The 23,550-nt window shown below is 51.1% G+C and carries 17 protein-coding genes; 2 read left to right on the plus strand and 15 right to left on the minus strand.

The features are described 5' to 3' along the window. Positions 1-40: 40 nt before the first annotated feature. The 4 genes from FMR86_RS03245 to FMR86_RS03260 all read right to left on the minus strand — a co-directional run bounded on the left by FMR86_RS03245 (position 41) and on the right by FMR86_RS03260 (position 5,851). Positions 41-1,033, minus strand: coding sequence for a bifunctional oligoribonuclease/PAP phosphatase NrnA (locus tag FMR86_RS03245; RefSeq protein ID WP_163349642.1), 993 nt, complete (start codon positions 1,031-1,033; stop codon positions 41-43). Positions 1,034-1,035: 2 nt separating this feature from the next. Beyond that, positions 1,036-1,542: a bifunctional adenosylcobinamide kinase/adenosylcobinamide-phosphate guanylyltransferase gene (locus FMR86_RS03250; protein WP_163349643.1), complete on the minus strand. Its 507-nt coding sequence runs from the start codon at positions 1,540-1,542 to the stop codon at positions 1,036-1,038. Between the two features lie 100 nt (positions 1,543-1,642). After that, positions 1,643-2,404: a cobamide remodeling phosphodiesterase CbiR gene (gene cbiR / locus FMR86_RS03255; RefSeq protein WP_163349644.1), complete on the minus strand. Its 762-nt coding sequence runs from the start codon at positions 2,402-2,404 to the stop codon at positions 1,643-1,645. A gap of 336 nt (positions 2,405-2,740) precedes the next feature. Next, on the minus strand, positions 2,741-5,851 hold the full coding sequence (locus FMR86_RS03260) for a UvrD-helicase domain-containing protein (RefSeq protein WP_163349645.1): 3,111 nt from the start codon (positions 5,849-5,851) through the stop codon (positions 2,741-2,743). Positions 5,852-6,178: 327 nt separating this feature from the next. On the opposite strand from FMR86_RS03260, the gene FMR86_RS03265 reads away from it, so the two are divergent. After that, complete coding sequence (locus FMR86_RS03265) at positions 6,179-7,990, plus strand: hypothetical protein (protein ID WP_163349646.1); 1,812 nt, start codon at positions 6,179-6,181, stop codon at positions 7,988-7,990. 134 nt (positions 7,991-8,124) lie between these two features. Here the strand turns inward: FMR86_RS03265 and FMR86_RS03270 are convergent, their stop codons facing one another. The 6 genes from FMR86_RS03270 to FMR86_RS03295 all read right to left on the minus strand — a co-directional run bounded on the left by FMR86_RS03270 (position 8,125) and on the right by FMR86_RS03295 (position 15,163). Then, entirely contained in the window at positions 8,125-8,685 is a 561-nt protein-coding gene (locus tag FMR86_RS03270; RefSeq protein WP_163349647.1) for a flavin reductase family protein, read from the minus strand. Positions 8,686-8,705: 20 nt separating this feature from the next. Next, positions 8,706-9,560, minus strand: coding sequence for a zinc transporter ZupT (gene zupT, locus FMR86_RS03275; protein ID WP_163349648.1), 855 nt, complete (start codon positions 9,558-9,560; stop codon positions 8,706-8,708). Positions 9,561-9,567: 7 nt separating this feature from the next. After that, positions 9,568-10,371, minus strand: a complete 804-nt coding sequence (locus FMR86_RS03280; protein ID WP_163349649.1) for a hypothetical protein — start codon at positions 10,369-10,371, stop codon at positions 9,568-9,570. A 1-nt stretch (position 10,372) separates the two neighbouring features. Then, entirely contained in the window at positions 10,373-12,358 is a 1,986-nt protein-coding gene (locus FMR86_RS03285; protein WP_163349650.1) for a cation:proton antiporter, read from the minus strand. Between the two features lie 15 nt (positions 12,359-12,373). Next, a complete protein-coding gene (locus FMR86_RS03290; protein ID WP_163349651.1) occupies positions 12,374-12,721 on the minus strand; it encodes a TraR/DksA C4-type zinc finger protein in 348 nt (115 codons plus the stop codon). 120 nt (positions 12,722-12,841) lie between these two features. After that, a complete protein-coding gene (locus FMR86_RS03295) occupies positions 12,842-15,163 on the minus strand; it encodes a methyl-accepting chemotaxis protein (protein ID WP_163349652.1) in 2,322 nt (773 codons plus the stop codon). A gap of 240 nt (positions 15,164-15,403) precedes the next feature. On the opposite strand from FMR86_RS03295, the gene ettA reads away from it, so the two are divergent. Further along, the gene (gene ettA, locus FMR86_RS03300; RefSeq protein ID WP_163349653.1) at positions 15,404-17,086 is read left to right on the plus strand and encodes an energy-dependent translational throttle protein EttA; all 1,683 of its coding nucleotides are present in this window, start codon (positions 15,404-15,406) and stop codon (positions 17,084-17,086) included. 41 nt (positions 17,087-17,127) lie between these two features. Here the strand turns inward: ettA and FMR86_RS03305 are convergent, their stop codons facing one another. The 5 genes from FMR86_RS03305 to pdxA all read right to left on the minus strand — a co-directional run bounded on the left by FMR86_RS03305 (position 17,128) and on the right by pdxA (position 23,300). Further along, entirely contained in the window at positions 17,128-18,279 is a 1,152-nt protein-coding gene (locus FMR86_RS03305) for a GGDEF domain-containing protein (RefSeq protein WP_163349654.1), read from the minus strand. Between the two features lie 115 nt (positions 18,280-18,394). Further along, positions 18,395-19,015 carry a hypothetical protein gene (locus tag FMR86_RS03310; RefSeq protein WP_163349655.1) on the minus strand — a complete coding sequence of 207 codons (621 nt, stop codon included), beginning with the start codon at positions 19,013-19,015 and terminating at the stop codon, positions 18,395-18,397. A 17-nt stretch (positions 19,016-19,032) separates the two neighbouring features. Then, a complete protein-coding gene (locus tag FMR86_RS03315) occupies positions 19,033-19,785 on the minus strand; it encodes an ABC transporter substrate-binding protein (protein WP_163349656.1) in 753 nt (250 codons plus the stop codon). 448 nt (positions 19,786-20,233) lie between these two features. Further along, complete coding sequence (locus tag FMR86_RS03320) at positions 20,234-22,105, minus strand: methyl-accepting chemotaxis protein (RefSeq protein ID WP_163349657.1); 1,872 nt, start codon at positions 22,103-22,105, stop codon at positions 20,234-20,236. A gap of 214 nt (positions 22,106-22,319) precedes the next feature. Then, entirely contained in the window at positions 22,320-23,300 is a 981-nt protein-coding gene (gene pdxA, locus FMR86_RS03325) for a 4-hydroxythreonine-4-phosphate dehydrogenase PdxA (protein ID WP_163349658.1), read from the minus strand. Positions 23,301-23,550 lie beyond the last annotated feature (250 nt).

The raw sequence follows: 23,550 nt of genomic DNA on the forward strand, positions 1-23,550 counted from the left end.
TTCGGGTTCAAACCCTGCAATTGTATGATTGGGAAAGGGATCAGATGCGCTTGACCGTCTTTTTACCCTTGGTCAATTTCTTGAGCACAAAGGATTCAGGATCGGCGTCTTCAAGTGCTTCCAGCTTGACCTCAGCCCGTGCAGCAGCCTTGTGCCCGCCTGCGGAACCGATGTCATTAAAAAGCTTGGACGCGTATTTGCCCATATCCTTGCGCATGCCGTCACCCCGGAAGATAACCACAAGGGTATCTTCATAAATACCGGAAACAACGTCCCATGAAACACCATGGACGCGCATGAGGAAGTCGGCGAGGATAACCAGTGTATCCGGATTTTCCACCTTGCCGATATGGGAAAAAAGACCGGGCCCGATACGCCGCAGATTGTAAAAAGCGCGGGAAAAATAACGCAGCCAGTCGGGATGTATTTCGCTACGGGTAATACGCTTAATGAGGTCCATGTCCGCATATTTTGTCAAGTATCTGAAAGCCTTGACATCATCGTCAATAAAGGGACGCTCAAAACTCTGGGTATCGGTTTTAATACCGTAAAGCAGCGCGGTGGCCAGCAGTTTGGCCGGGCGGATTTTCAGGTTGTAAAGATACTCGGTCATCATGGTGCAGTTGGCTGCATACTTGGGACGGATATCCACGTACTCCGCATGGGGGTACGGCTCAGCCGGCAAGGGATGATGGTCGATTATCACGGAAAATTTAAGGCCCTCGAAATCCGGATGATGGTGCGGCTGGGAATCGAGGATAGCAAACCTGTCATACTGAGCCACAAGAGTGGGAATCATCCGCTGGGCCGGAATGCGCAGGTAGTGCATCATGGCGAGGTTATCAAGGCGTTTAACCTCATTGATATGGGCAATGCCCACCTCGGCAACCCTGCGGCCGATAATGCGTTTAAAAGCCATTGCCGAAGCAAGGGAATCCGGGTCGGCATTAACCACTACCAGCCAGCGTTCGTCCTTTTTGCAAAGGGCAAGCAAATCCTGAAGCTGATCTTCAAGCTGTTTAAAATAAGCCATAGTTACTTCTTCAGGGTAAGGGGCAACCCTGCGGCCACAAGATATACTTCATCTGCGATTGCGGCCATTGTACGGTTGAGTGATCCGAGCCTGCGAACAAAACTGCGGACTTCACGTGTCATTGCCAGCGGACCCAAGCCCACCTCACAAGACACCAAAACAACATCCGGCCCTTTCCATTCAGATAAAAGCCGGACAACCTCCCCGATCTGCTGCTCTCCGTCCGAAGATTCGGAACAGGAAAACAACCAGAAATCCAGACTGTCCACCAGCAGGTGGTCGTACCCTTCTCTAGCCTTAAGCAGCACCTGTTGCAAGTCCGGACCGGCTTCTAAAACCGGAATGGACGGATCGCGTTCTTTCCGGTGGGTCATGATCTGCTCCCGAAAAGCCATATCACGGGCCTTCCCGGTGGCGATAAAACATTTCCGGCCGGAATATTCTGCAAACAGGTCGAGGGCGTAGTCTGATTTTCCCGACTTATTGCCCCCCAGCACAAATGTAATCAAGGTTTCTCCTAAGTACATGAATACACAAGAACGGGAAAACTATCTTTACGTACTCTATTTTCAACAAGTACTGCAACCACAAGAAAAATTTCACAAGGTATTACTTTACATTTCTTGAAGTACAATAATCACTCAATAATTGCAGTGAGTTAAAAAAGGATTCTTCTTCAAAGACCTCTACAGTCACCGTTCCGCCTGCACTAAGTAAATCAAGCAGAATACCTAAGCTTTCCAGACCGTTGCTATCAAGATGTTCAAGCCCCAGATGTTTTCCGTTTTTACCGGGCGCATTGAGATGCAGCATGGAAACAAGACCGGACATTTCCGGTTCACGCAGAAGGTCATCCTGTGCGTAAGCCAGTATGTGCCCCAGATCAAGGCATATTTTCATGCCGTTATCAGCAATCAGCCCGGTCAGGCCGATCAGCGAGTTCTCTTTGATATTCTCAAAAAGCACACTCCCGGGCTTTATGCCGCCTTCGGAAATACCTGCTGCAAACTCCCTGATCCTGCGCGCAGCCTGCGGTCCGGCCTGCGGCGGATGCACAACGTGGGCAAGCGGATTCAAATGCGCCGCCTTTTCACTCAAGCCCAGCACAATTTCCGCCACCCGCGCGCCCCCTTCATCCCACGGCAGATCAAGGGGATGGTGGATGTGGAAAGAAAGTCCGCTCTCCGCCAACTCATGAGGCAGATCAGCATCGGTATATCCAAGACAGGGCTCGGTCTCAAAGAACAGTAACGCGATCTCGTCAACTTTGCCCGCAAGAAAACGGCAGTTCTCAGCCACGGTTCCGGGTATGACCCATGAAGGTGCTGCCAATTGAAAAGGGAATTCAATATTATTCAAAAAAATGGACATTTTTGCCGCTCTGCATAAACTAAATCTATAATCTATACCTCACTCATTCACTCAACATACCGAACCGCAAGCTCTTTTTATTCACGGCATAAGTATTGCTAAAAATAAAGCATATTCAATCAAGTCGGGAGAAAAAAAATGAAACGGGTCAGGAATTTTTTCCAACACCACTTCAACCCGTTGCACATCTTCTGCAGACTCCGTGGGGCAGGAATAAGCGCCATGGCTGCAAGAAGAATGTCAATGGTTTATGAGAAGGTGGTTTACAAGGTTTTTCTGTTGTAATTAAAACCAAAACCCACTCTTGCTCAATCCGCACAGAACGAAAAGAAACAGCTACATATCCAGCAGGCTGATTTTCTTCTCCTTCTGAACCTTTCGTGCAACCATCGCCGACTTCTTCACCACATCAGGCAGATTCTTCAAAAATCTGGAGACAGGCAGCATCAGCGTCCGCCCGTAAAGCGGCCTTTTGCCCGCGTGGGACATGTAAAGACTCCTGCGGGCGCGGGTCATGCCTACATAGAGCAGTCTGCGTTCTTCCTCGGTATCTTCCTGCACCAGCGGACCGTCCCCGGAAATCTTCCCGGTCAGAATATCCGGTCCGGCAAAAGGCACAATGCCGTCATCCAGCCCGGCCAGAAAAACAGCCTCGAACTCCAGCCCTTTAGCCGCATGCATGGACATGATACGCACTTTCTCAGCCTTGCTGCGTACCTGATCGAGATCATTCTGCATGTGAATCCAGTTCAGCAGGCCGGACCAGCCGCCGTGCTCCTTATATCCCTTGACCATATCCCGAAAAGGCTTGCTTTCCCAGAAAAGCTGGTCAAAAGGCGGCATGTCGGTCAGGTAAGCGGAAAGCCCCAGCGGACCACGGGCAATGATTTTCTCCGGTACTTCCGGCACTTCCTCATCAGCTTTCTCGGCAAAACCCAGCATACGCCGGGCAGCGGCCAGAAGCACCTCCACCCGCGGATCATGCCAGAAGCTCTCGGTCTCCGGCACGCTGCACGGAATGCCCTGCCGCTTGAGCATGGATTCGATGGGGCCGATCAACGCTTTAAAACGGACCAGCACCGCGATATCTCCGGGACTGAGTGAACCGACCTCCCCTGCATCCACAAGAGAATGACTGGTGGCCCCGATGAGCTGCTTGATGCGCTCACCGATCCACGAAGCTTCACGAGTACTGTCAGGAGCGGAAAAAAGTTGAATCTCAGCATCAAAATTTCTATGGGCCTTCAGCTGCGGCGGATCTTCAAGCACTGATGCCGAAGCATCCAGAATACCCTGCGCCGAACGGTAGTTATCTTCAAGGGTAATCCGGATCAGATTTTCCCAGAAAGCGCGGAAACGGTTAGCCACATCCCCGGCAGCACCACGAAATCCGTAAATGGACTGGTCCGGGTCGCCGATGGCGAAAAGTCCCTCCCCGTCCTCGCCCGCAAGACGGTGTACAATTGCCAGCTGCAGAGGCGACAAGTCCTGCACCTCATCCACCAGCACGTGGGTAAAAGTCCGCACATACTTGTCGGATTTAAGCTCCGAAAGCCAGAATTCCAGCAGGTCGGTGTAATCCACAAGGTTGTACTGATCTTTCTGACGGGTGTAATTACCCAGAATTTCCGCCGGACCTTCGCTAAGCGGCTCCATGGTCTCGCGGCAGAGGTTGATGGATTCCCATGCGAACTTAAGCTTGGGACCGGTAAGTTCCGGATTGGCTCTGGCAAAGACGCGGCGCGCTGTTTCCTCATTCAAAATAATGGGATCGTGATCAAAGGCCGAAGCCCAGTACTCAAGGGCCAGAGCGTGCAAAGTGTCCGCACGGGGCAGCACTTCATCCTCGCCGAGCATGTTGCGCATGCGCTCGTTCATTTCCTCGGCGGCCTTGCGGGTAAAGGTCAGGGAAAGAATACGCCGGGCGCGGGTTCCACGCTCCAGCAGAAATTTAATGCGTCCCATAAGCGTCTGGGTCTTGCCCGTTCCCGGTCCGGCAATGACCAGCACCGGTTCCGGCCCCGCTTCGATGGCCTTTTTCTGGGCCTCGTTGAAACGGACCACAGCGGGCTCCTCTTCCTGCGGCTCGGCGGAAGCTTTAACCACTTCGGCTTCCGGCCTGGCATCATCAAGGTCGCCTTTGGGCTTGCGGACCACCATCAGCTTCACGCCGTTGACGATCTCATCGCGTTCCTGCGCACTGAAAACGGAAATGGTTCCGTACTGCCCGTCAAAACCGGGATTACGGATAACCTGCCCCTCACGCATGCGCCGGATGCCTTCGGCAAGATGAACGTTGTGACGCTTCAAATCCTCAACCGGGACCTGCTGCAAAATGGTAAATTCCGAACCGAATTCCTTGATCAGCGGGGCATAGACGCCGAGCACCTTCTTGGTTTTGGGTCCGGTGCCCACCACCTCTGAAATAAGTTCCTTCAGCGGCACCAGTGAATCAAAACCGGGCTGCCCCTTGGGCTGCTGCGGCTCATCACGGTCCGCCAGTTCCATGACCCGCGAATAAACGCCCATGGTCAACGGCTTGCCGCAGACCGGACAGATTCCACCGCGCATCTTGGATTCATGGGGATCAAGCATGATGCCGCATTTGCGGTGCCCGTCCATATGGTACTTGCCCTCTTCCGGGAAGAACTCAATGGTACCCATGAATTTATGGCCCAGTCCTTCGCCCCTCAAGGCACGGTAAATACCTTCATAGGACATGGCCCCGCTGAAAACATTAGCCTCACGGCCCAGATTTTCACCGGAATGGGCATCGGAGTTGGAGACCATGCGGTATTTATCAAGAGCTGAAATATAGGAATTCATTTCCGGATCGGACGAAAGTCCGGTTTCCATGGCGAAAATTTCAGAAGCCAGATCGCCGTAACATTCTTCCACGGAATCAAAGCCGGACTTGGCTCCGAAGAGAGAGAACCACGGGGTCCAGATGTGTGCGGGAATGAGAAAGGCTTTGTCGTTGGTTTCAAGGACGATTTCCAGCAGGTCTTTGCTGTCCAGCCCCAGAATGGGACGGCCGTCTGAATTGAGGTTGCCAATGGTATCGAGCTTGGCGTTAAATTTCTTAACCGACTCAATATCGGGCATGTAGACGAGGTTGTGAACTTTGCGGGTTTTGCCGAATTTCTTATAAATGGAGCTGATTTCGGTCTGGAGCATGAAGCGGGTCTGTCCGGCGAACGGTCCGTCCACCCAGTCGATGGATTCCTCCAGCCCCTGCGGCTCGCGCAGGTGAAGCAGGCCGGAGCCGTCCTCCACCAATTGATCTTCGATTTCGGCCAGCCATTCGGGATGGGTAAAATCCCCCGTACCGATAACATCAATGCCCTTAACCCTCGCCCAGGCGGCCAAAAGTCGCGGGTCCAAGGCTTTGCTGGTGGCACGTGAAAATCTGGAGTGGATATGCAGGTCGGCTATAAATCTTTCCATGGTCTACCGTTCTTCCCCGTCTTGATCATTTATTGATCAACTTATCTATCTGATCACCACAACTATCTGGCATAGCTGCACTTTATCATATCATCATCGAATCATCACAACCCTTTCAAGGCTTAAAAGGGACACTACATGCAGGGCGAATGGATTGCAAGGCACGCCTCACTTTGATAGGGAATTTTAACTTGAATTTGATGCGCTACGCGCTTTTGATACAAAGATTTCGCCTCCGGCGGCTTAAACCCTTTTGCAAAAGGGTTTAAGAATCCCAAAACCTTTTATTTCGGCTTCGCCGCCTAGCAGAATTAAACTGGAGTTCAATTGAGAAACGCTACAATTTATGACATTTGTGATACCCCGATTTTAGAATGCAGAAATCCCACTGTTCCGGGTGAAAACCTGCGCAAACTTTACAAAAAACTTTTCGGCAATCCTCTATTCAAACATTTCATCCTGCGCTGGTGCTCGCACCCGGCAATTTTTCAAAGCCAGATCGGCCCTTACCAGCAGATGATGGAAGCGGCCATGCAGGCCACTTACGAAAACTGGCAGGATAAGGAATGGATTGAAACCACCTTTGCTCCGCTGGCCGGACTTCTGGACCGGGTTCAGGATCCGCAGTGGCGTATCCGCGAAAAAGCGGACACCAAGCCTCCGCAGATTCGGGAAAAAGAAGTAAACGAAGTGCTGGATGCTGTGCTTTCCGACATCATCCGGATCTGGGACAAGAAGCCCAAGGACCCGTTTTTTCCAGTATCCGCACAGGTGCTCATGCCCGGCGATTCCATCTGCGACGGTGAGAATTTCATGAACATCATGACCGGGCTGGGTTCCTACGAATTCCAGAACATCAACCTGCTTTTCGGACTGATGCGCTGTTTCCTGCACGCCAACCCGCTGGCCCTGAAAATTTTCCGCCGCCCGTGGAAAGGCATTGCCGAACCGCTTTCCATGCGTGTGTCTTGGATCACCCACCGCACCGGATTTTATGACGATATTTTCTGGGAGCAGATTTACAACCTCTATATTCTGGAAGAGCTGCCCCATGCCGAGCAGGAAAAGCTGCGCGAAATGCTGGAATCCATCCTTCATTTCCTCATAGTGACCAGCATGGAATGGCTGGAAGCACCCTCTTCCGGCATCAGGCACCCGGCCATCACCTGCCTGCCCAAGGACGGCAACGGTAATCCGCTCTGCAATCTCAAGCCCCGCGACTGGAAAGCCAAAAAGGAACTCGGTTTCGACGATTACGTTCCCGATGTGGACACCACCTTCCTCGCGCTGGCAATGTCCCGCAAATGGCTGGACCTTGTGGCCGAAAAAGACCTCAAGGCCAATCAGGAACTGCTCCGCGCTGCCGAAGTATTCCTCGATTTCCCGTGGGTGGAGATCATCAACGAGTACCAGATCGGCGGGGGTAACAAGACAAATCCGCCGACCATCACCATGACCCGTCCGCTGGACTATTTCGGCTCCGTGCCGCTCTGGTTCGACAAGCCCTTCAAAAAAGACAAGGAAGACGGACGCATCGTACGCGAAACCCTCGGCAATGAAATCTGCCCCGGTCACAACATGGACATTTTCGAAGCAATCCTCGCCAACCGCTACCAGTGGAAGGCCCTTGAGGGCGAGAATCTCGCCACCCTGCAGCGGTTCCTGACTTTCCATCACAACGCATTCAGAAGCGGCAACTTCAAAGAGGACAGCGCGGTTCGCTTCTACCTGCCGGAAATTTACGTCAGTTACGCCGGGCGTCTTTACGAAACATGGCTGACCATCACCGAAAATGAACGGCAACTTATCGACCCGGAGGGCAAAGTGGAACAGATCCGGGCCGCAGCCATGGATTACTGCAAGTATGACATGCTCGGAGCGACCCTTAATCCCTTTGACGCATCGCTGGCCGTGGCAACCCTCTGCCAGCTGCGCTACCCCCATCGCGGAGACGGGCTCATCGAACGGGGCATAAAAGTTTTACACGATCATCTCGGCGAAGGATTCCTCAGGCATCCCTACAAAGCCTATGAATGGACCATGGTTCGCCATCCAACAAGGATTATCGTCGGTAGCGAGGTCACAACATCGCTCTTCGCCATGAATGCCATCGCCTGCTACAAGCATTATATGAAGTAAGATTGCCTTCGGCGACCCTCCGGGGGCTTAAACCCTTTTCCAAAAGGGTTTAAGAATCCCAAAACGTTTTAATAGAAAGGCTCGCAATGCTGATAACATTGCGAGCCTTTTTTGCTTAAATATTTGAAGTAAATTTACTTCAACTTTTTCCCGTCGTGCCAAGCGCGCCCAACACACTCACCCACTCCCCAATACCTGTTATCAGGCATGGTCAAGGTGATGGGATTTACCTTCTTGATGTCCGGTGCGTCATCGGTAAGCACTTCTTCATCGCACCATGTGGCGACAACTTCGCCGACAAACAGAGTATCGTTGGGCAATTCCATGGAATCGAAGATTTTGCACTGAATGGCAACCGGGCATTTGCTGATTATGGGCGCATTGGGCAACAGGCCGGATTCCACTTCGAAGAGTTCTGATTTATCCAGCTTATTGCCGGAAACAAGACCCACAAAATCGGTAACTTCAACCATATCCACAGAAGGAACATTCACGCTGAATTCACCGCTGGCCTTAATAGCCATGTTTGAAAAATGCCGCTTACCCACGGAAATCATCATCAGGGAAGGATTGTAGTTGACCCGCGAAACCCACGCCAGGGCCATAAAATTATTACGCCCCTCAAATCTCGACCCCAGAATAGTCTGGGGCATGGGCAGGGTAAACCCCTGTATACCTATATTTTTCTTTGCCATTTGAAACTCCTGTATAAAAATTACAAAAACAACAGCAGCGACAAAGCCATCACAGCCATGCCACTTACTAAGCCGTAAATGGACAAGTGATGCTCGCCGTATTCTTCAGCAGCGGGCAGTAATTCGTCGAGAGAGATGAAAACCATGATCCCGGCCACCCCGGCGAAAATGATACCGAATACGGTTTCGGACATGAACGGCATGAGCAGCAGATAGCCCACCATGGCCCCTACAGGTTCGGCCAGACCGGACAGGAAGGAGTAGATAAAAGCTTTTTTCTTGTCCCCGGTGGCGTAGTAAATGGGTACTGATACAGCGATACCTTCAGGAATGTTGTGAATAGCGATAGCCACCGCAATGGCGATACCGAGACTGGGATCACTAAGCGCGGCAGTGAAAGTGGCCAGACCTTCGGGAAAGTTATGGATACCAATTGCCAGCGCGGCCATGGTGCCCATGCGAAAAAGTTTGCGTTTGCCTTCCGCGCTTTCAAGGCCGACCGTTTTTTTAAATTCACCGGCCTGCTCAAGACTTTCGGGACTCATCTCCTCAATACGATGCATCTCGTGCGGGTTCTCATAGGAAGGCACCAGCTTATCGATCAGTGCGATAAGGGCAATACCGCCGAAAAAGGCGAGCACAGACACCCATGTCCCGGTAACTTCGCCCATGTCAGCCTGCAACGCTTCACGGGCTTTGACCATGATTTCCATGAACGAGACGTAAATCATCACCCCGGCGGAAAAGCCGAGCGAGATGGACAAAAATTTAGGATTAGTGCGCTTGGCAAAAAAAGCCAGTGCAGAACCGATCCCGGTGGAAAGCCCGGCAAAAGCGGTCAACCCGAAGGCGAACATGACGTTCTCGGCAAACATAATTACCCTACCTGTTGAAGTTGCAGCGGCAAAGCAGCGGTGCTTCGATAATCAGTATTTTACGCACCCCCAGATCGGAATCGGGGTTGGCTTTGATAATCTGTTCGATATTGGCGGTATTGGTGATATCCACCTTGTTGACCCCGCTGTTTCTTGTAGCATGGCAAAGCCAGACATGCCCGTTGTCATCAGGCACGATCAGCCCGACATGGTAATGGAGCATGCGATAATTCTTGAACTTTATAGGCTTGCTCATGGAGAAAAGATAAACATGTCCGGGCGTCATCTGCTTGATGACATCAGCCCACGCAGCATGGTCGCTGAGTTCGAAACCGCGCAGGGTCATGCCGTTGTTATCTTCGATGACCGCAGTTTCTCCGAAAGGAAGCATCGGCCTGCGCTTCATACCCTCGGTAACATTAAGAATAAGATCGTAACCGAAATCCCAGTCTTCGCCGTAGGGGGAGTCCGGCCCGCTGTCCGCCAGACGGTCAAGGGTGGTGTCGGAAAGATTGTAATTACGGCCGAAATAGTAACGGGACGCGGCCACGGTAAATCCGCTGCAATTCAGCCCCGGTTTCTTAAGCAGAATTTCCGGCTGGGCAAAAAGAGTAAACTCCCCGTTGCGGTTAACGGCTGCGTCCCCGCGGTAAGGAATACCTTCAAAATAGCCGAGCACCTCCACGGGGTCCGCACAATAACGCGGCGCAGGCCCAAGGCCGCTCGGATCGGGAATATGCGTTTTGGCACACCCGGCAAGGCTGGATATGAGCAGCATCAGAAACGCTATATAAATCTTACGTCTAAACATTTTAAACCTCTTTCAATTCACATTTCGGCGGCGCAGCAAGGCACCTGAATCTTTCTATATTTTCACGCCCGCCAAGAACACCTACAATATCCCCGGCCATGAAACGGAAGGAGCCGTCCGGGTTCTGGATAAAATGGTCATTGCGGAGCACTCCGGCAACGGAAACCCCGGTTACAGTACGAATTTTACTTCCGGCGAGGGTCCGGTCCACAATCTCGGCAGCTTCATCCACTTCAACCCAGTTCAGGTTGAGCGACTCCGCAGCCCTGCTCAGCCGGGCCAACTGGGCGGTCTTGGAATAGTTCTGTTCCACATCAGTGGTATACCTTTCCCGGCGCATGGAATCCATTACATTCTGAATATCCACCGGAGGCAGGCAGAAATTAAACAGGGTCTGGCGGACCATCTCCAGCCCGGTCTCGAATTCGGGCAGGATTATATGATGCACGCCCAGCCCGTTGAGAACTTCCAGATGTTCCGGATTACGCGAAAGAGCCACTACCGGACATTGCGGAGCCAGATGATGTACCTTCTCCAGTACGGAAGTTGAACCGCGCAGGGAGGGAACGGTCATAAGAACCATCCGTGCATGGGAAACCCGCGCCGCCTCAAGAACAACTTCCTGCCCGGCATCACCGTAAATGACCGCCCGCCCGGCATCGGCAGCTTCCTCCACTTTGTTGGCATTGAGCTCCACCACCACATGGGAGATATCAATCTCACGCAGGGATTCGGCCACATAAGAACCGAAACGCCCGTAGCCGAGGATAACCACATGTCCGTCCAGCTCGCTCTCGGGCAGGTTGACGGTCTGAAAGGGATCGCCCTTGAACCTGCTTTTCAGCATGGAATAAAGCGGCCCGGTACAGGAGGCCATAATCGGGGTCAGAAGCATGGTTACAATACCGACACCCATGAAAAGCGGAAAATACTCCTTGGGAAAAGAACCGGACTCAGCGCCCTGCTGCAAAAGCAGAAAAGAAAGCTCACCCACCTGAAACATGCCCAGCCCCAAAGCCAGCGGGATGATATTCCGGTAACGGAAAATCCAGCCCATGGCACCGAAGATAAAACCTTTACCCAGCAAAATCGCCACGGCAAGAATCAGGATGGTCCCGATATGTTCCCAGACGTAAAAAGGATCAATGAGCATGCCCACGGAAGCGAAAAAGATAAGGCTGAAAATATCGCGCAGGGGAAGGATGTCACTGAGGGCCTGATAGGCGTAGCGCGATTCACTGAGCACCATCCCGGCCACAAAGGCCCCGAAGGCAAAGGAAAGCCCGAGGGAATGGGTGGCATAGCCGATGCCGAGCCCGATGGCACTGCAGGAAAGCATGAACATTTCCCGCGAATTCCATCCGGCCACGACCTTCATAAACCGGGGGATGATCCGCGAGCCGAGCACGAACATGGAAATAAGAAAAAGAACAGTCTTGACCCCGGCCATGCCCAGTTCCTGCAGGCCGAAAGATTCCGAGCCGAGCTGGGGCATGATGATCAGCATAGGTACGATGACAATATCCTGCACCACCAGCATACCGAGCATGACCCGGCTGGAAAGGGTGCCGACCAGCCCTTTGCTTTCAAGGGTTTTCAAGACAACCATGGTACTGGAAAGGGCGATAAAAGCCCCGAACCAGATGGAAAGATGCGTATCCCAGCCCATAAGCCGCCCGGTCCCCCAACCGAAAACCATGGTCAGAATAATCTGCAGCGGTGTGCCGATGAGAGCCACATGACGCACCGGCTTGAGCTCTTTGATGGAAAATTCAATACCCAATGTGAACAGCAGCAGGGCCACCCCGATCTCGGCCAGCAGTTCAATCTCATGTACGCCGGATACAGTTATCCCCCCGGTGTACGGACCGACCAGCACCCCGGCGATGATATAGCCCAGCAAAAGGGGCTGGCGCATCATGCGGGCCGCAAAACCGCCCAGCATTCCCGCCACAATGAGGATAACCAGATCAGAAGCAATTCCCACGGCTATATCTCCCTCTTATTCACCCAGATGCTCGGCACAGTGCACACAGTAGCGGCTCTCCGGCAGGGCCAGCAGCCGGGCAAGGGGTATATCCTCGCCGCACTCCTCGCATTCTCCGAAAAACGGGTCATTTCCCACACGGTTCAGCGCGTCTTCAAGGTTCAGGATGCGCTGCCGGGACTGGGCGATTGAGCTTTTATTGATGCCCTGATTGAGCATGGTATCCAGCCGCGAAAGCCTGCCGATAGCCGCATCAGGCTTGACCGGATCAACGGTCTCTTCCAGCTCTTTTACCTGTTTGGTCAGGTTTTTAATTTCAGTTCTAATTTTATTTTTAAGTTCTTCTTTTTGTTTATCATTCATACTTATCTCCATTAAGTTCCCAATGTTAACCCCGCCCTGTCCCGCTGGCAAGATGTAAACCAAAAAAGAAGCCCCCTCCGGCAGGAAACCAAAGGGGGCGGGAAGTTTGCTTATGCAGAATTACTTATCGGGCTGAATATCCTCAATAACACTGTTCAGGTTTGAGGCCATTCCGGATACTTCCTGAACAGCCTTTGCTGATTCACTCATGACCTGCGAGGTTTCAAGGGAAATCCTGCTGATGTCCTCGGTTGCCCTGTTGATTTCCTCACTGGTGGCGGACTGCTGTTCCGCGGCTGTGGCAATGGAGCGGACCTGATCCGAAGCATTGATCACCAGCTTGACGATTTCAGAAAGAGTCTGACCGGATTCATCAGCCAGTTCGCTGCTGCGCTGCGCAGATTCAGCGGCGTCTTCCGTGGCGGAGACGTTCTGTTTGGTCATGGTCTGGATCTTAGTGATGGCATTGCCCACCTCACTGGTAGCGGACATGGTGCTCTCAGCCAGCTTGCGGACTTCATCGGCAACAACCGCGAAGCCTCTTCCGGCCTCACCGGCCCTTGCGGCCTCAATGGCGGCATTCAGTGCCAGCAGGTTGGTCTGGTCTGCAATATCTGTGATCACGCCGAGTACATTGCCGATCTCCTTGGCTTCCACACCGAGCTGCTCCATGGATTCTTTCAGGGAATCCGCCTGTGAACGTACGCCGTTGGCGGATTCAATCATCTGCTGCACCAGCTGTTCGCCGCTCTGAGCCTTATCGCGCGCGGAATCAGCATCCTCTGCTGCAAGGCTGGCATTCTGGGCAACCTCAAGCACGGTGGCGTTCATTTCTTCCATAGCGGTAGAAGTTTCAGCCACGCGGTCACGCTGCTCCTGTGCGCCGCGGTTGGATTGCTCGATCTGGGCGGAGAGTTCTTCAGCTGCACTGGAAAGGGACTGCGAAATCTGCTCCGCGTCAGCGGCGGCAACGGTTATGCGTTCATTTTGCTTTTCGATCTCAAGTCCCTGCTGCCTGATCTCGGTCATATCAACAATAACGGTCAATGCACCGAGCATATTCCCGTCCATATCATGAAAAGGAGTGGCAGAAGCAAGCAGATGTCTGCCGTTCCCCTTGTGGGTAGTGAATTCAAATTCCTTTTCAAGCTTGCTGTCTGTCTGGATAGCTTCATAAGACATCGTCTTGCGGGAAGAATCTCTGAAAAAGAATTCACCGGCAGCAAGACCTTCTACAGTATCAGGAGTACCATCAGTTTCAATAAGATCACATATTTCCTTATTAGCCCACAGCACCTTATTCTCAGGATCTACAATGAGACAGGGGACAGTCAGTCCGTTAAGCACACCTTCGGAAAAGCCGAGCTTGTTTTTAAGCTCCGCAACCATGGTATTAATCTTGTCCGCAAGATTATCGAATTCATAGCGATATTTACCCTGCAATTCAGCCTTCAGGTTGCCTTCGGCAATTTCAGTGGAAAATTCCAGAATGCTTTCAATCGGACTCATGACAAGCTTCCTGATTACAAAAACCATCACCCCGTTAAGCAACAACACAACCAGAACTCCGCCCGCAAGCAGCATATTGCGCTGATGGGTGGCCGCAGCAGTCAGGTCATCTTCATAAGCACTGACGGCAATAGCCCAACCTGTCCCGGGCATGGTTTTAAAAACCATATATTTCTGGCGGCCTTCCCATTCATAGGAGGCTCCGCCTTCTTTTCTTGTAAGAACGGTCTGGGTAAAATCAAATTTTGAAATGTCTTTAAGGTAGAGCTTCTTGTTCACTGCGTGGGCGATAATCCTGCCCTTGTTGTCCAGCATAAAGCTGTACCCGTCTTTACCAATCCTAAAAGGATCAATAAACTGCTTGGTGTAGCTTTCCCATTTGGGAAAAACACCTATCCCGCCCACAACATTGCCAGAGTAATCGCGAACAGCATGGGCAATGGCGTAAATCATTATCCCGCCGCCGCTTTTAGAAATAAGGATATTGTCCTGAATATAAAACTCAGTACCGGAAAGGACTTTCTTTACATATCCACGGGAAGAACGGTCCGCACCGGCCATATTCTTGCCTTTGGCATTGTAACCGGCAACAACTTTACCGTTCTTATCAAAAAGGAATGCTGCCCAGTAATCACTGGATGAATCAATCAGAGATTTAAGCAACCCGTCGATGGGACCGATATTACCCAGCTCAAGGGCTTCCTTTGCAGGCTGGCCTTTAGCCATGATCCTGACCACATCAGAAGTCTGCCCCATATAAAGTTCAAGAGCTTTTTCAGATTGATCCACCATGGTCTGCATAGCGTTCTTCTGCTCTTTAAAAACAGCCTGATAGGTACTGTCCGCAACCCACCAGACTGCGACAGACACAGTCAGAGTGATCAGCACAAAAATAATAACGGCAACAACAGAGTTGATACTTTTAACCCGCATAAACAATTCTTCCCAGCTAAAAGGTTAGTGAATCCACCTCGCGCCTTTATAGAACCTGTATAAAACCTAACATAAACGCCACACAACAAACAATCTAGAATTGATTAAAATTCATTATAAATATGCTATCGGCTGCTATTGCAAAAAAGTTAACAGCAGCACTCAACCATTGCCTGAGGACGTTTTTTCTGCCACAAGGGGAAAACGCAAAAACGAATACCAACCAAAGAGGTAATAAATATGAGTAACGAACCTGATAAGATCATATATTCCATGGTCCGGGTAAGTAAGTTTTACGACAAGAAACCAATTCTTAAAGATATTTCCCTTTCATATTTCTACGGGGCGAAAATCGGCGTGCTGGGGTTGAACGGCTCCGGTAAAAGTTCGCTGCTGAAAATTCTGGCCGGGGTGGATGACAGTTTTGAGGGCGAAACCCATATTTCTCCCGGCTACACCATCGGCTATCTTGAACAGGAGCCGCTGGTTGATGAAACCCGCACTGTACGTGAAGTGGTTGAAGAAGGTGCTGCAGACGTTGTTGCCCTTGTAAATGAATTCAATGAGATCAACGCCCAGTTTGCCGAACCCATGGAGCCGGAAGAAATGGACGCGCTCCTCGAGCGTCAGGCCAAGGTGCAGGAAGAGATGGACAATTGCGGGGCCTGGGATCTCGACTCCCGCCTTGAAATGGCCATGGATGCCCTGCGCTGCCCCCCCGGAGACACTCCGGTTTCCGTCATCTCCGGTGGTGAAAAACGCCGCGTGGCTCTCTGCCGCCTGCTGCTTCAGGAGCCGGACATCCTGCTTCTTGATGAACCTACCAACCACCTTGACGCTGAATCCGTTGCATGGCTGGAAAGACACCTCCAGAATTACGCCGGAACCATTATCGCCGTAACCCATGACCGTTATTTCCTCGACAATGTTGCCGGATGGATTCTGGAACTGGACCGCGGCCGGGGCATCCCCTGGAAGGGCAACTATTCCTCATGGCTGGAACAGAAGGAAAAACGTCTGGCCAACGAAGCCAAATCCGATGACAAACGACGCAAGACCCTTGCCCGCGAGCTGGAATGGATCCGCATGTCCCCCAAGGGCAGACGTTCCAAAAGCAAGGCCCGTATCAGCGCATACGAATCCCTTGCCAACCAGCAGAGCGATGAGTACTCACGCGAGCTGGAACTTTACATCCCGCCGGGACCGCGCCTCGGCAAGCAGGTTATTGAACTGAAAGGTGTGCGCAAGCAGGCCGGTGAGAAACTGCTCCTCGAAGATACAAGTTTCATGATTCCCGCCGGAGCCATTGTGGGTATTATCGGTCCCAACGGTGCCGGTAAAACCACCATGTTCAAGATGATCAGCGGACAGGAACAGCCCGATGAGGGTGAAGTCGTCGTAGGTGAAACCGTGCAGGTCACCCACGTGGACCAGCACCGCGACGCTCTTGATCCTGAAAAATCAGTCTACGATGTAATTTCCGGCGGCAATGAATTCGTCAAGCTGGGCGACCGTGAAATCAATGCGCGTGCCTATGTAGGAAAGTTCAACCTGACCGGGTCCGAGCAGCAGAAAAAATGCAAGGTCCTTTCAGGCGGTGAGCGCAACAGGGTTCATCTCGCACTCATGCTGCAGGAAGGCGGCAACGTGCTCCTGCTTGACGAACCGACCAACGATCTTGACGTAAACACCATGCGCGCGCTGGAAGAAGGTCTGAACAACTTCGGCGGCTGCGTGCTGGTTATCTCGCATGACCGCTGGTTCCTCGACCGCATCGCCACCCACATTCTCGCCTTCGAGGGTGATTCCTCAGTCTTCTATTACGAAGGTTCCTACTCCGAATACGAAGAGGACCGCAAAAAGAGACTGGGCAAGGACGCTGACCAGCCCCACCGCATCAAATACAGAAAACTCACCAGATAAAATAAAAGCGGGGAAGAAAGTCGACTTTCTTCCCCGCTTTTCTATTCAGCACAAATTTCCAAGGGCTTGATCGGCTTCACCACCCGCAGCATGGCCGGGCAGACCTGATTTCGTCCGCAATTCTTGGCCCGGTACAACTGCTCGTCGGCATCCTGAAGCAATGCAGTAAATTCTTCATGATCACGCAGCTCCGCCACTCCGATACTGACCGAAGACGGCAGGTAAGCCTCGTCAACTTTAAACATCCGCTCCCGCACGCAGCTGCGCAGACGTTCTGCAACCTTGATCCCGTCATAAAGACTTGAATGAGGCAGGATGACCACAAATTCCTCTCCGCCCAGACGACCGAAATAATCAACTTCCCGCAAAACCCCGGCACAGCGTCTGGCGGTTTCTTTGAGCACCTCATCGCCTACATGGTGCCCGTAGTCATCGTTTACCTTTTTGAAATGGTCGATATCCATAACCAGCACCGCCAGACTGTTATCAAAACGACGGGCCGACTTGAACAGGTTGCACCCGGCTTCAAGCACCTTGCGCCTGCTGCAGACCCCGGTAAGCTCGTCAAATTCAACCAGACGTTTCAAATCCTGAATGGCCGCATACTCCCTGCGCAGGGACCTGCCGAAAGTGTAAAGGAAAAAGACTCCAAATATATTGGCAATGGAAAAGTAGATTGCTGAATTAACAAAAGTACCTGAATTAACGGGAACAATTATCGCAAGAGAGACAAGATAAATAATGGACCCGCTGACCGCAGCAAGAAAAGGAGGTAAAATCCGGGGAGACAAAAGAATATAATAGGCCAGAACAATAAAAACAGCGGCAGGCACACTTAATGTCCCGATATCAGCAGCCTTAATGAACAACTCCACAGATTCCGAAACCAGACCGGAAAACATGCAAAGCCCCATGACAATGTATTGCAGATTCAAACTGATTTTATCGGACAAAAGCATAATGAATGCCGACACACCGAGCAGGCAGGCCACACACCGTCCAACAAGAACAGTATGAAACTCCGCTCCAGGACCGAACACAGTGAAATCGCTATAAACACCTGCAAGCACGGCAAGTATGGTCACGAAATATAAAAAAAGGAGTCTGAAACGAACAGAAGGCCACTTGTCCTTCTGAAACGATTCCTCAAGTCTGGAATCGCTGAACTCTCCCCGAAAATTTAGTTTAATCATAGCCCCCCCGAGCTGAAAAACGAGGGACAGACGTACCTAGAGTGAAGCGTTAAGTCAAGCCCTACAGTATTTCACACAAAAAAAGTATACTTTTCAACATAAGCAAAAAAACAACTCAACTTGAAACGCCGGAGATCAATCCATTAACAAAAAGCACTGAAATCTTAACATCACCAATGTCGTCACAAGCAATGCATGTGGACCATGTCTCCAAAATATCATCGCCCTGCCGCTCATAACTATCATTGATCCATTGGTAACGTGATACGGATTTCATTTTGGAAAAATATTTCCCGAGAGACTCCTCACAAGCTCCGGGAAGCCCGACACAGGCCCGCCATAAAGAAATACTTCCGGCCAGAATACTCCAGTCCAGTCCTTGCGGAAGGGCTGAGACCGGACGGGCGGTTTGCATGGGAATAAGCACATCTGCACCTTTGGAAAAAACATACCTTTCCACATTCCCGCCAAGTGCAAGTTCCGCAAAATGCAACTTAAAAGGTGAAACATGGCCGAAATAAGTCGCGAGAAATGAACCGTCCCCGTGCGTGAAATCAAGGGCCAGTTGCGGAATGCGCCCCCGCTCCTGCAGGAGATCCATTTTATCAAAACGAAGCGGTCCGAAATCTGAAGGTATAAGATTCCCGGAAGAAAAACCCTGCGGATCAAGCAGCAGGGAAAGCAGGTAGAGGGATGGTTTTTCAAAACAGGACGGGGAGAAATCACTGGCGAACATTTAATTACCTCTGCATATCAATCAGTGGGCTCACATGAATTACCGATTCCGATCTTCTTTAAGCCATCATTCAAGATACGGGCGTAAAAGCGTCCCTTTTCATCCCGCCTGAAAGCAACAAAAAGCTCATTGACCCCAAAAGCCCGCGGTTCAATCTGGACTGTCTCACTGTACTTTCCGACTTCAGGATCAGTAACAGCCAGATAGCTGTAAACCATGGAATCGACCACAGCACAATCAACGCGACCCTTAATAACTTTCATGATGTTGCTCTTGTCTGAAGGAGCAAAGTCGGCATTGATTGTTCCATTGGCAACAGCAGCATCAAGCTCCGGTGTATTTACGTATCCGGCAACAAAACCGACCTGCAACCCGGCCAGATCGTCCACACTCCCCCAAAGCACCGGATTTGCCCTGCGTTCCAGCAGACTCACCGGACTGCAACCGTAACTCTTGGAAAAAATATACTTTTCCGCCCGCTCTTTTGAATAATATTCCGGAAAATAGCCGATGACTTTCGCGTCCTTATCCACCATATGCATGGACCTTTTCCATGGCAGGAACAGAATTTTCAGGTCATACCCCATGGCGGCAAAGGCTTTGCGGACAGTTATGGCACTGGTTCCCTCTCCGGAAAGGTGCTTTCCTACATAAGGCGGCCATTCAAGGGAACTGAGGTAAACAACATTATCGGCATGGACGCTTCGGGCTTTCAGTCCCAGCAATAAAAATAAAATTGCCATATATATTTTGAAGCGCCCGATATTCATACATTAACTCCAAATCAAATTTTCATTTAATATGTACCTTTTCGAAATGCCAGGCAAGGGCAAATACTAAAAAAGAAATGCGGCACAACTGCTTGTGCCGCACTTCAATCTAACCACAACCGTAATTTATGTGAACAGGAGGAGATTTCACGCCGCTATTGCGCTCCACGAAAGAACTCCAGAACCGACCATTGTTCCTGCCGGATGTTTTACCGGCTTTCAACAGCTGTCCCAGTTTTCCAATGCATCTCATACTGATTGGACACCTGATAAAGACATTGCCTTCCTGCCCGGACAGGCAACCATCCTGCTGCAATCAGGAATACAGAACTGCGGCTTTGCGGACAATTCAAACCATGTCCTCGACATCTCCTCCCGGTTAACTCATCGAAAACGATGCCTTAACTATAAAATAAGTCTCTTTTCCAAATTGTCAGCACAGGCATGACTAAAAGTCATCATCCCCCTGCATCAAAGCAGCAACAGCGTGAGAATTACTGCCGACACCGGACATTATCCCCGGCCTGTCTTCAGGAACGGTGAAGAACTGCATTGTATCCTGCAGCTTTACAGCCTGAGCAGAAAGCTCCTCCGAAGTTGAAGACAATTCTTCCGCAAAAGCGGCATTGCGTTGCACAACTTCATCAAGCTGGGTGACAGCCTTTGAAATCTGTTTCCCGCCTTCATACTGTTCACGGCTGGCCGCCGCCACTTCGGCAACAAGCTCTTCATTGCGGTTAATATCCTTAATCATGGAATCAAGCACCTGCTTGGCCCTTTCTGCTACCTGCAGACTTGAGCCGGTCAGTTCCCGGATTTCCCCTGCGGCAACCCCGCTTCTTTCCGCAAGCTTACGCACCTCAGAAGCTACAACGGCAAAACCTTTACCGTGCTCCCCGGCCCTTGCCGCCTCAATAGCTGCGTTCAAGGCCAGCAGATTGGTCTGGCGGGCAATTTCTTCAATTATGGACGTCTTCTCGGCAATATCCTGCATGGCATCTACAGTCTGAGCCACGGCCTGTCCGCCGTTCTCAGCTTCACGGGCGGTCTTGACCGCTATTTCACGTGTTTCTTCGGCAAGCTCGGTGTTATTGGAAATATTTCCGGTTATCTCGGCAATGGAGGCGGAAACCTCCTCAACCGAAGCTGCCTGCTCAGTCGCCCCGGCTGAGAGATGCTGGGCAGAGGCGGAAACTTCCTCACTTCCTGCAGCCACCTGCTCCGCCGCGGATTTCACACCGACCACCACCCCGCGCAGGGAAGATATCATGCTTCCCAGCGAACGCATAAGATTCCCGATTTCATTGGGAGAGTTGCTGCTGACAGACTCAGTAAGGTCCCCCGCAGCCATTTTCCCGGCCACCTGCATCCCGTCACTCACGGGAACAATAACCAGCTTACGCACTGAAAAATAAACAATACCGCAAACCACCAGCACTATCAGCCCGCCCACAACGATAAGCACATTGCGCTGCATCACAGCGGCAGAAGCAAGATCGCTTTCATAGGCTGTAAGCATAACCAGCCAGCCGGTTTTGGGATCAGTTTTGTAAATCATGGCCTTGCTGCGCCCCTGCCAGTCGTAAAATTCCTGACCGTTTCCGGCGGCAAGGGCCCGTTGCATGAAATCATACTTGCTTAAATCTTTTAAAATCAATTTATCAGCAGGATGATAGAGCACCAGCCCCTTGGCATCGGTCACAACCCCGTACCCTTCGGTGCCTACAACTACAGGCCGCACAAAACGGTCGGCAAAAGCCTTCCAGTCACCGAAGAGTGCAATTCCGCCGAGCAATTTGCCATTGGCATCCCTGACCGGGACACTGGCTCCGAAAAGCAGGCTTTTATCCGTCTTGGACCGGAAAACAGATTCGGTAATATAGCTGCTTTTACCATTCAAAATGGCTTTTACATAGTCACGTGAACTGATATCCAAACCATCCAGCACCCCGCCTTTACTGGTCTGCCCGCTGACCACCTTCCCATCACGGTCAAAGGTCAGTACGGCCCAGATGACTTCATTGTTGCGCATGGTCTCTTTAAATAATTCTCCGGCGGCAGAAGCATTGTCCTTAAAAATATCCTTCACCGCCTCCTGAGCGGAAAGACTTTTTACTACCGCCACGGTGTCGGTAATAAAAAGCTCAAGAGAGGAAGCAATGATCGAAGCCTGACTTGTGGCTGACTCCATTGAATTATTGAGAACCATTTTATAGGAGGAATTCTGGACGTAAAAAACAAGACTTCCAATACCCACCAGTATTGATATGATTATCGGCAGCAGAATCACTCTCAGTAAACTACGGGACACCCAGCTCATACAATCCTCTCCATTTTAAATCACAAAAAGACATGACTACTCACCGTGAGCCGCAAAATAATCAGCAACAACACTAACCCAACTGAAAGTTTCAGTCCAACACAAATACAAACAAGGACGAATATATTATCATTATTCTACTCACAGGATAGGACAAAAAAAAGTCCGCAAGGTTGAATACTTGCGGACGAAAAAGTCATTATTTTAAAATCAACTATGCATCTACCATCATTTCAGCACAATCCATGGCAGCCTTGAAACTATCCAGAGAAGCTTTGCCGGTTCCGGTGATATCATATCCCGTTCCGTGATCAGGGGAGGTGCGCGGGAACGGCAGACCGAGGGTGATATTCACCGCCTCACTGAAATGAAGCAGCTTCAGCGGGGCCAACCCCTGATCATGGTACATGGCCAGCACCGCGCTGTAATCGCCCTGCGCCGCAAAATAAAAAACCGTGTCTCCGGGAAAAGGCCCCTCCACATCAAATCCCTTGGCCTTTGCTTCTTCAAGGGCTGGTTCAATAACCTTGATCTCCTCATCCCCTATGCGCCCGGACTCCCCGGCATGAGGGTTCAGTCCGCAGACAGCAATAGGCTTATCAAGCCCCAAAGATTTAACAAGACCGTCAGTAAGCTCAATGCAGCGCAGAATCCGTTCCTTGGTAATCAAAGCGGGAATATCCACAAATCTAGGATGAGTGGTCACCAGACTGACTTTAAGCTTCGGTCCCCCCAGATGCATGCACACATTTTCGCGCCCAACCCCTGACCGGGTAGCCAGAAATTCAGTATGGCCCGGAAAATCAAATCCGGCCAGTTGCAGCATGGCCTTATTCAAGGGACAGGTCACCAGCCCGGCAAGAACCTTACGGTTCAACAAATCCATGGCCGTTTCCATGGCCTCCCCGGCGCAGCGTCCGCCCTCCGGGTCCGCAACCCCGACCTGAAGCTTAAAATCCTGCAACGCTTCCGGACAATAAAGATAATAGCCCGGCCCGGCATCAACAATCTTTTCCGGGTCATCCAGCACAGTATAAAATTTCTCCAGCCCTAATTTCTCCAGATGATAAAGCAGACCATTTTCCGGTCCGATCATAAGAAACGCACGGTCAGCCTTGCGCTTTGCCAGCAGCCTGCAAGCCAATTCAGGACCAAGCCCATTAGGATCACCAAGAGTGATACATATATTTTTCATGGTATTAAAATCCTATTTGATGCGCTACGCGCTTTTAATAAAAGATTTCGCCTCCGGCGGCTTAAACCCTTTTGCAAAAGGGTTTAAGAATCCCAAAACCTTTTATTAAACTTCGCTGATTCAGATTTCGAAGACCGTCATAGGATGTTATCTGCGAAGCATACTAAAAATCGTCTTTGGGAAAGAGGGGATGGGGTCTGGGGAAGGGGAGAAAACCCTTTGGGCGACAGCAAAGGGTTTTCTCCCCTTC

Source organism: Desulfovibrio sp. JC010 (assembly GCF_010470675.1).
Lineage (GTDB): Bacteria > Desulfobacterota > Desulfovibrionia > Desulfovibrionales > Desulfovibrionaceae > Maridesulfovibrio.

Excerpts from the sequence above, each read along its gene's own strand:
- FMR86_RS03245 (WP_163349642.1), bottom strand. The coding sequence starts at position 1,033 with ATGGCTTATTTTAAACAGCTTGAAGATCAGCTTCAGGATTTGCTTGCC.
- cbiR (WP_163349644.1), bottom strand. The coding sequence starts at position 2,404 with ATGTCCATTTTTTTGAATAATATTGAATTCCCTTTTCAATTGGCAGCA.
- FMR86_RS03260 (WP_163349645.1), bottom strand. The coding sequence starts at position 5,851 with ATGGAAAGATTTATAGCCGACCTGCATATCCACTCCAGATTTTCACGT.
- FMR86_RS03270 (WP_163349647.1), bottom strand. The coding sequence starts at position 8,685 with ATGGCAAAGAAAAATATAGGTATACAGGGGTTTACCCTGCCCATGCCC.
- zupT (WP_163349648.1), bottom strand. The coding sequence starts at position 9,560 with ATGTTTGCCGAGAACGTCATGTTCGCCTTCGGGTTGACCGCTTTTGCC.
- FMR86_RS03280 (WP_163349649.1), bottom strand. The coding sequence starts at position 10,371 with ATGTTTAGACGTAAGATTTATATAGCGTTTCTGATGCTGCTCATATCC.
- FMR86_RS03290 (WP_163349651.1), bottom strand. The coding sequence starts at position 12,721 with ATGAATGATAAACAAAAAGAAGAACTTAAAAATAAAATTAGAACTGAA.
- FMR86_RS03295 (WP_163349652.1), bottom strand. The coding sequence starts at position 15,163 with ATGCGGGTTAAAAGTATCAACTCTGTTGTTGCCGTTATTATTTTTGTG.
- ettA (WP_163349653.1), top strand. The coding sequence starts at position 15,404 with ATGAGTAACGAACCTGATAAGATCATATATTCCATGGTCCGGGTAAGT.
- FMR86_RS03305 (WP_163349654.1), bottom strand. The coding sequence starts at position 18,279 with ATGATTAAACTAAATTTTCGGGGAGAGTTCAGCGATTCCAGACTTGAG.
- FMR86_RS03310 (WP_163349655.1), bottom strand. The coding sequence starts at position 19,015 with ATGTTCGCCAGTGATTTCTCCCCGTCCTGTTTTGAAAAACCATCCCTC.
- FMR86_RS03315 (WP_163349656.1), bottom strand. The coding sequence starts at position 19,785 with ATGAATATCGGGCGCTTCAAAATATATATGGCAATTTTATTTTTATTG.
- FMR86_RS03320 (WP_163349657.1), bottom strand. The coding sequence starts at position 22,105 with ATGAGCTGGGTGTCCCGTAGTTTACTGAGAGTGATTCTGCTGCCGATA.
- pdxA (WP_163349658.1), bottom strand. The coding sequence starts at position 23,300 with ATGAAAAATATATGTATCACTCTTGGTGATCCTAATGGGCTTGGTCCT.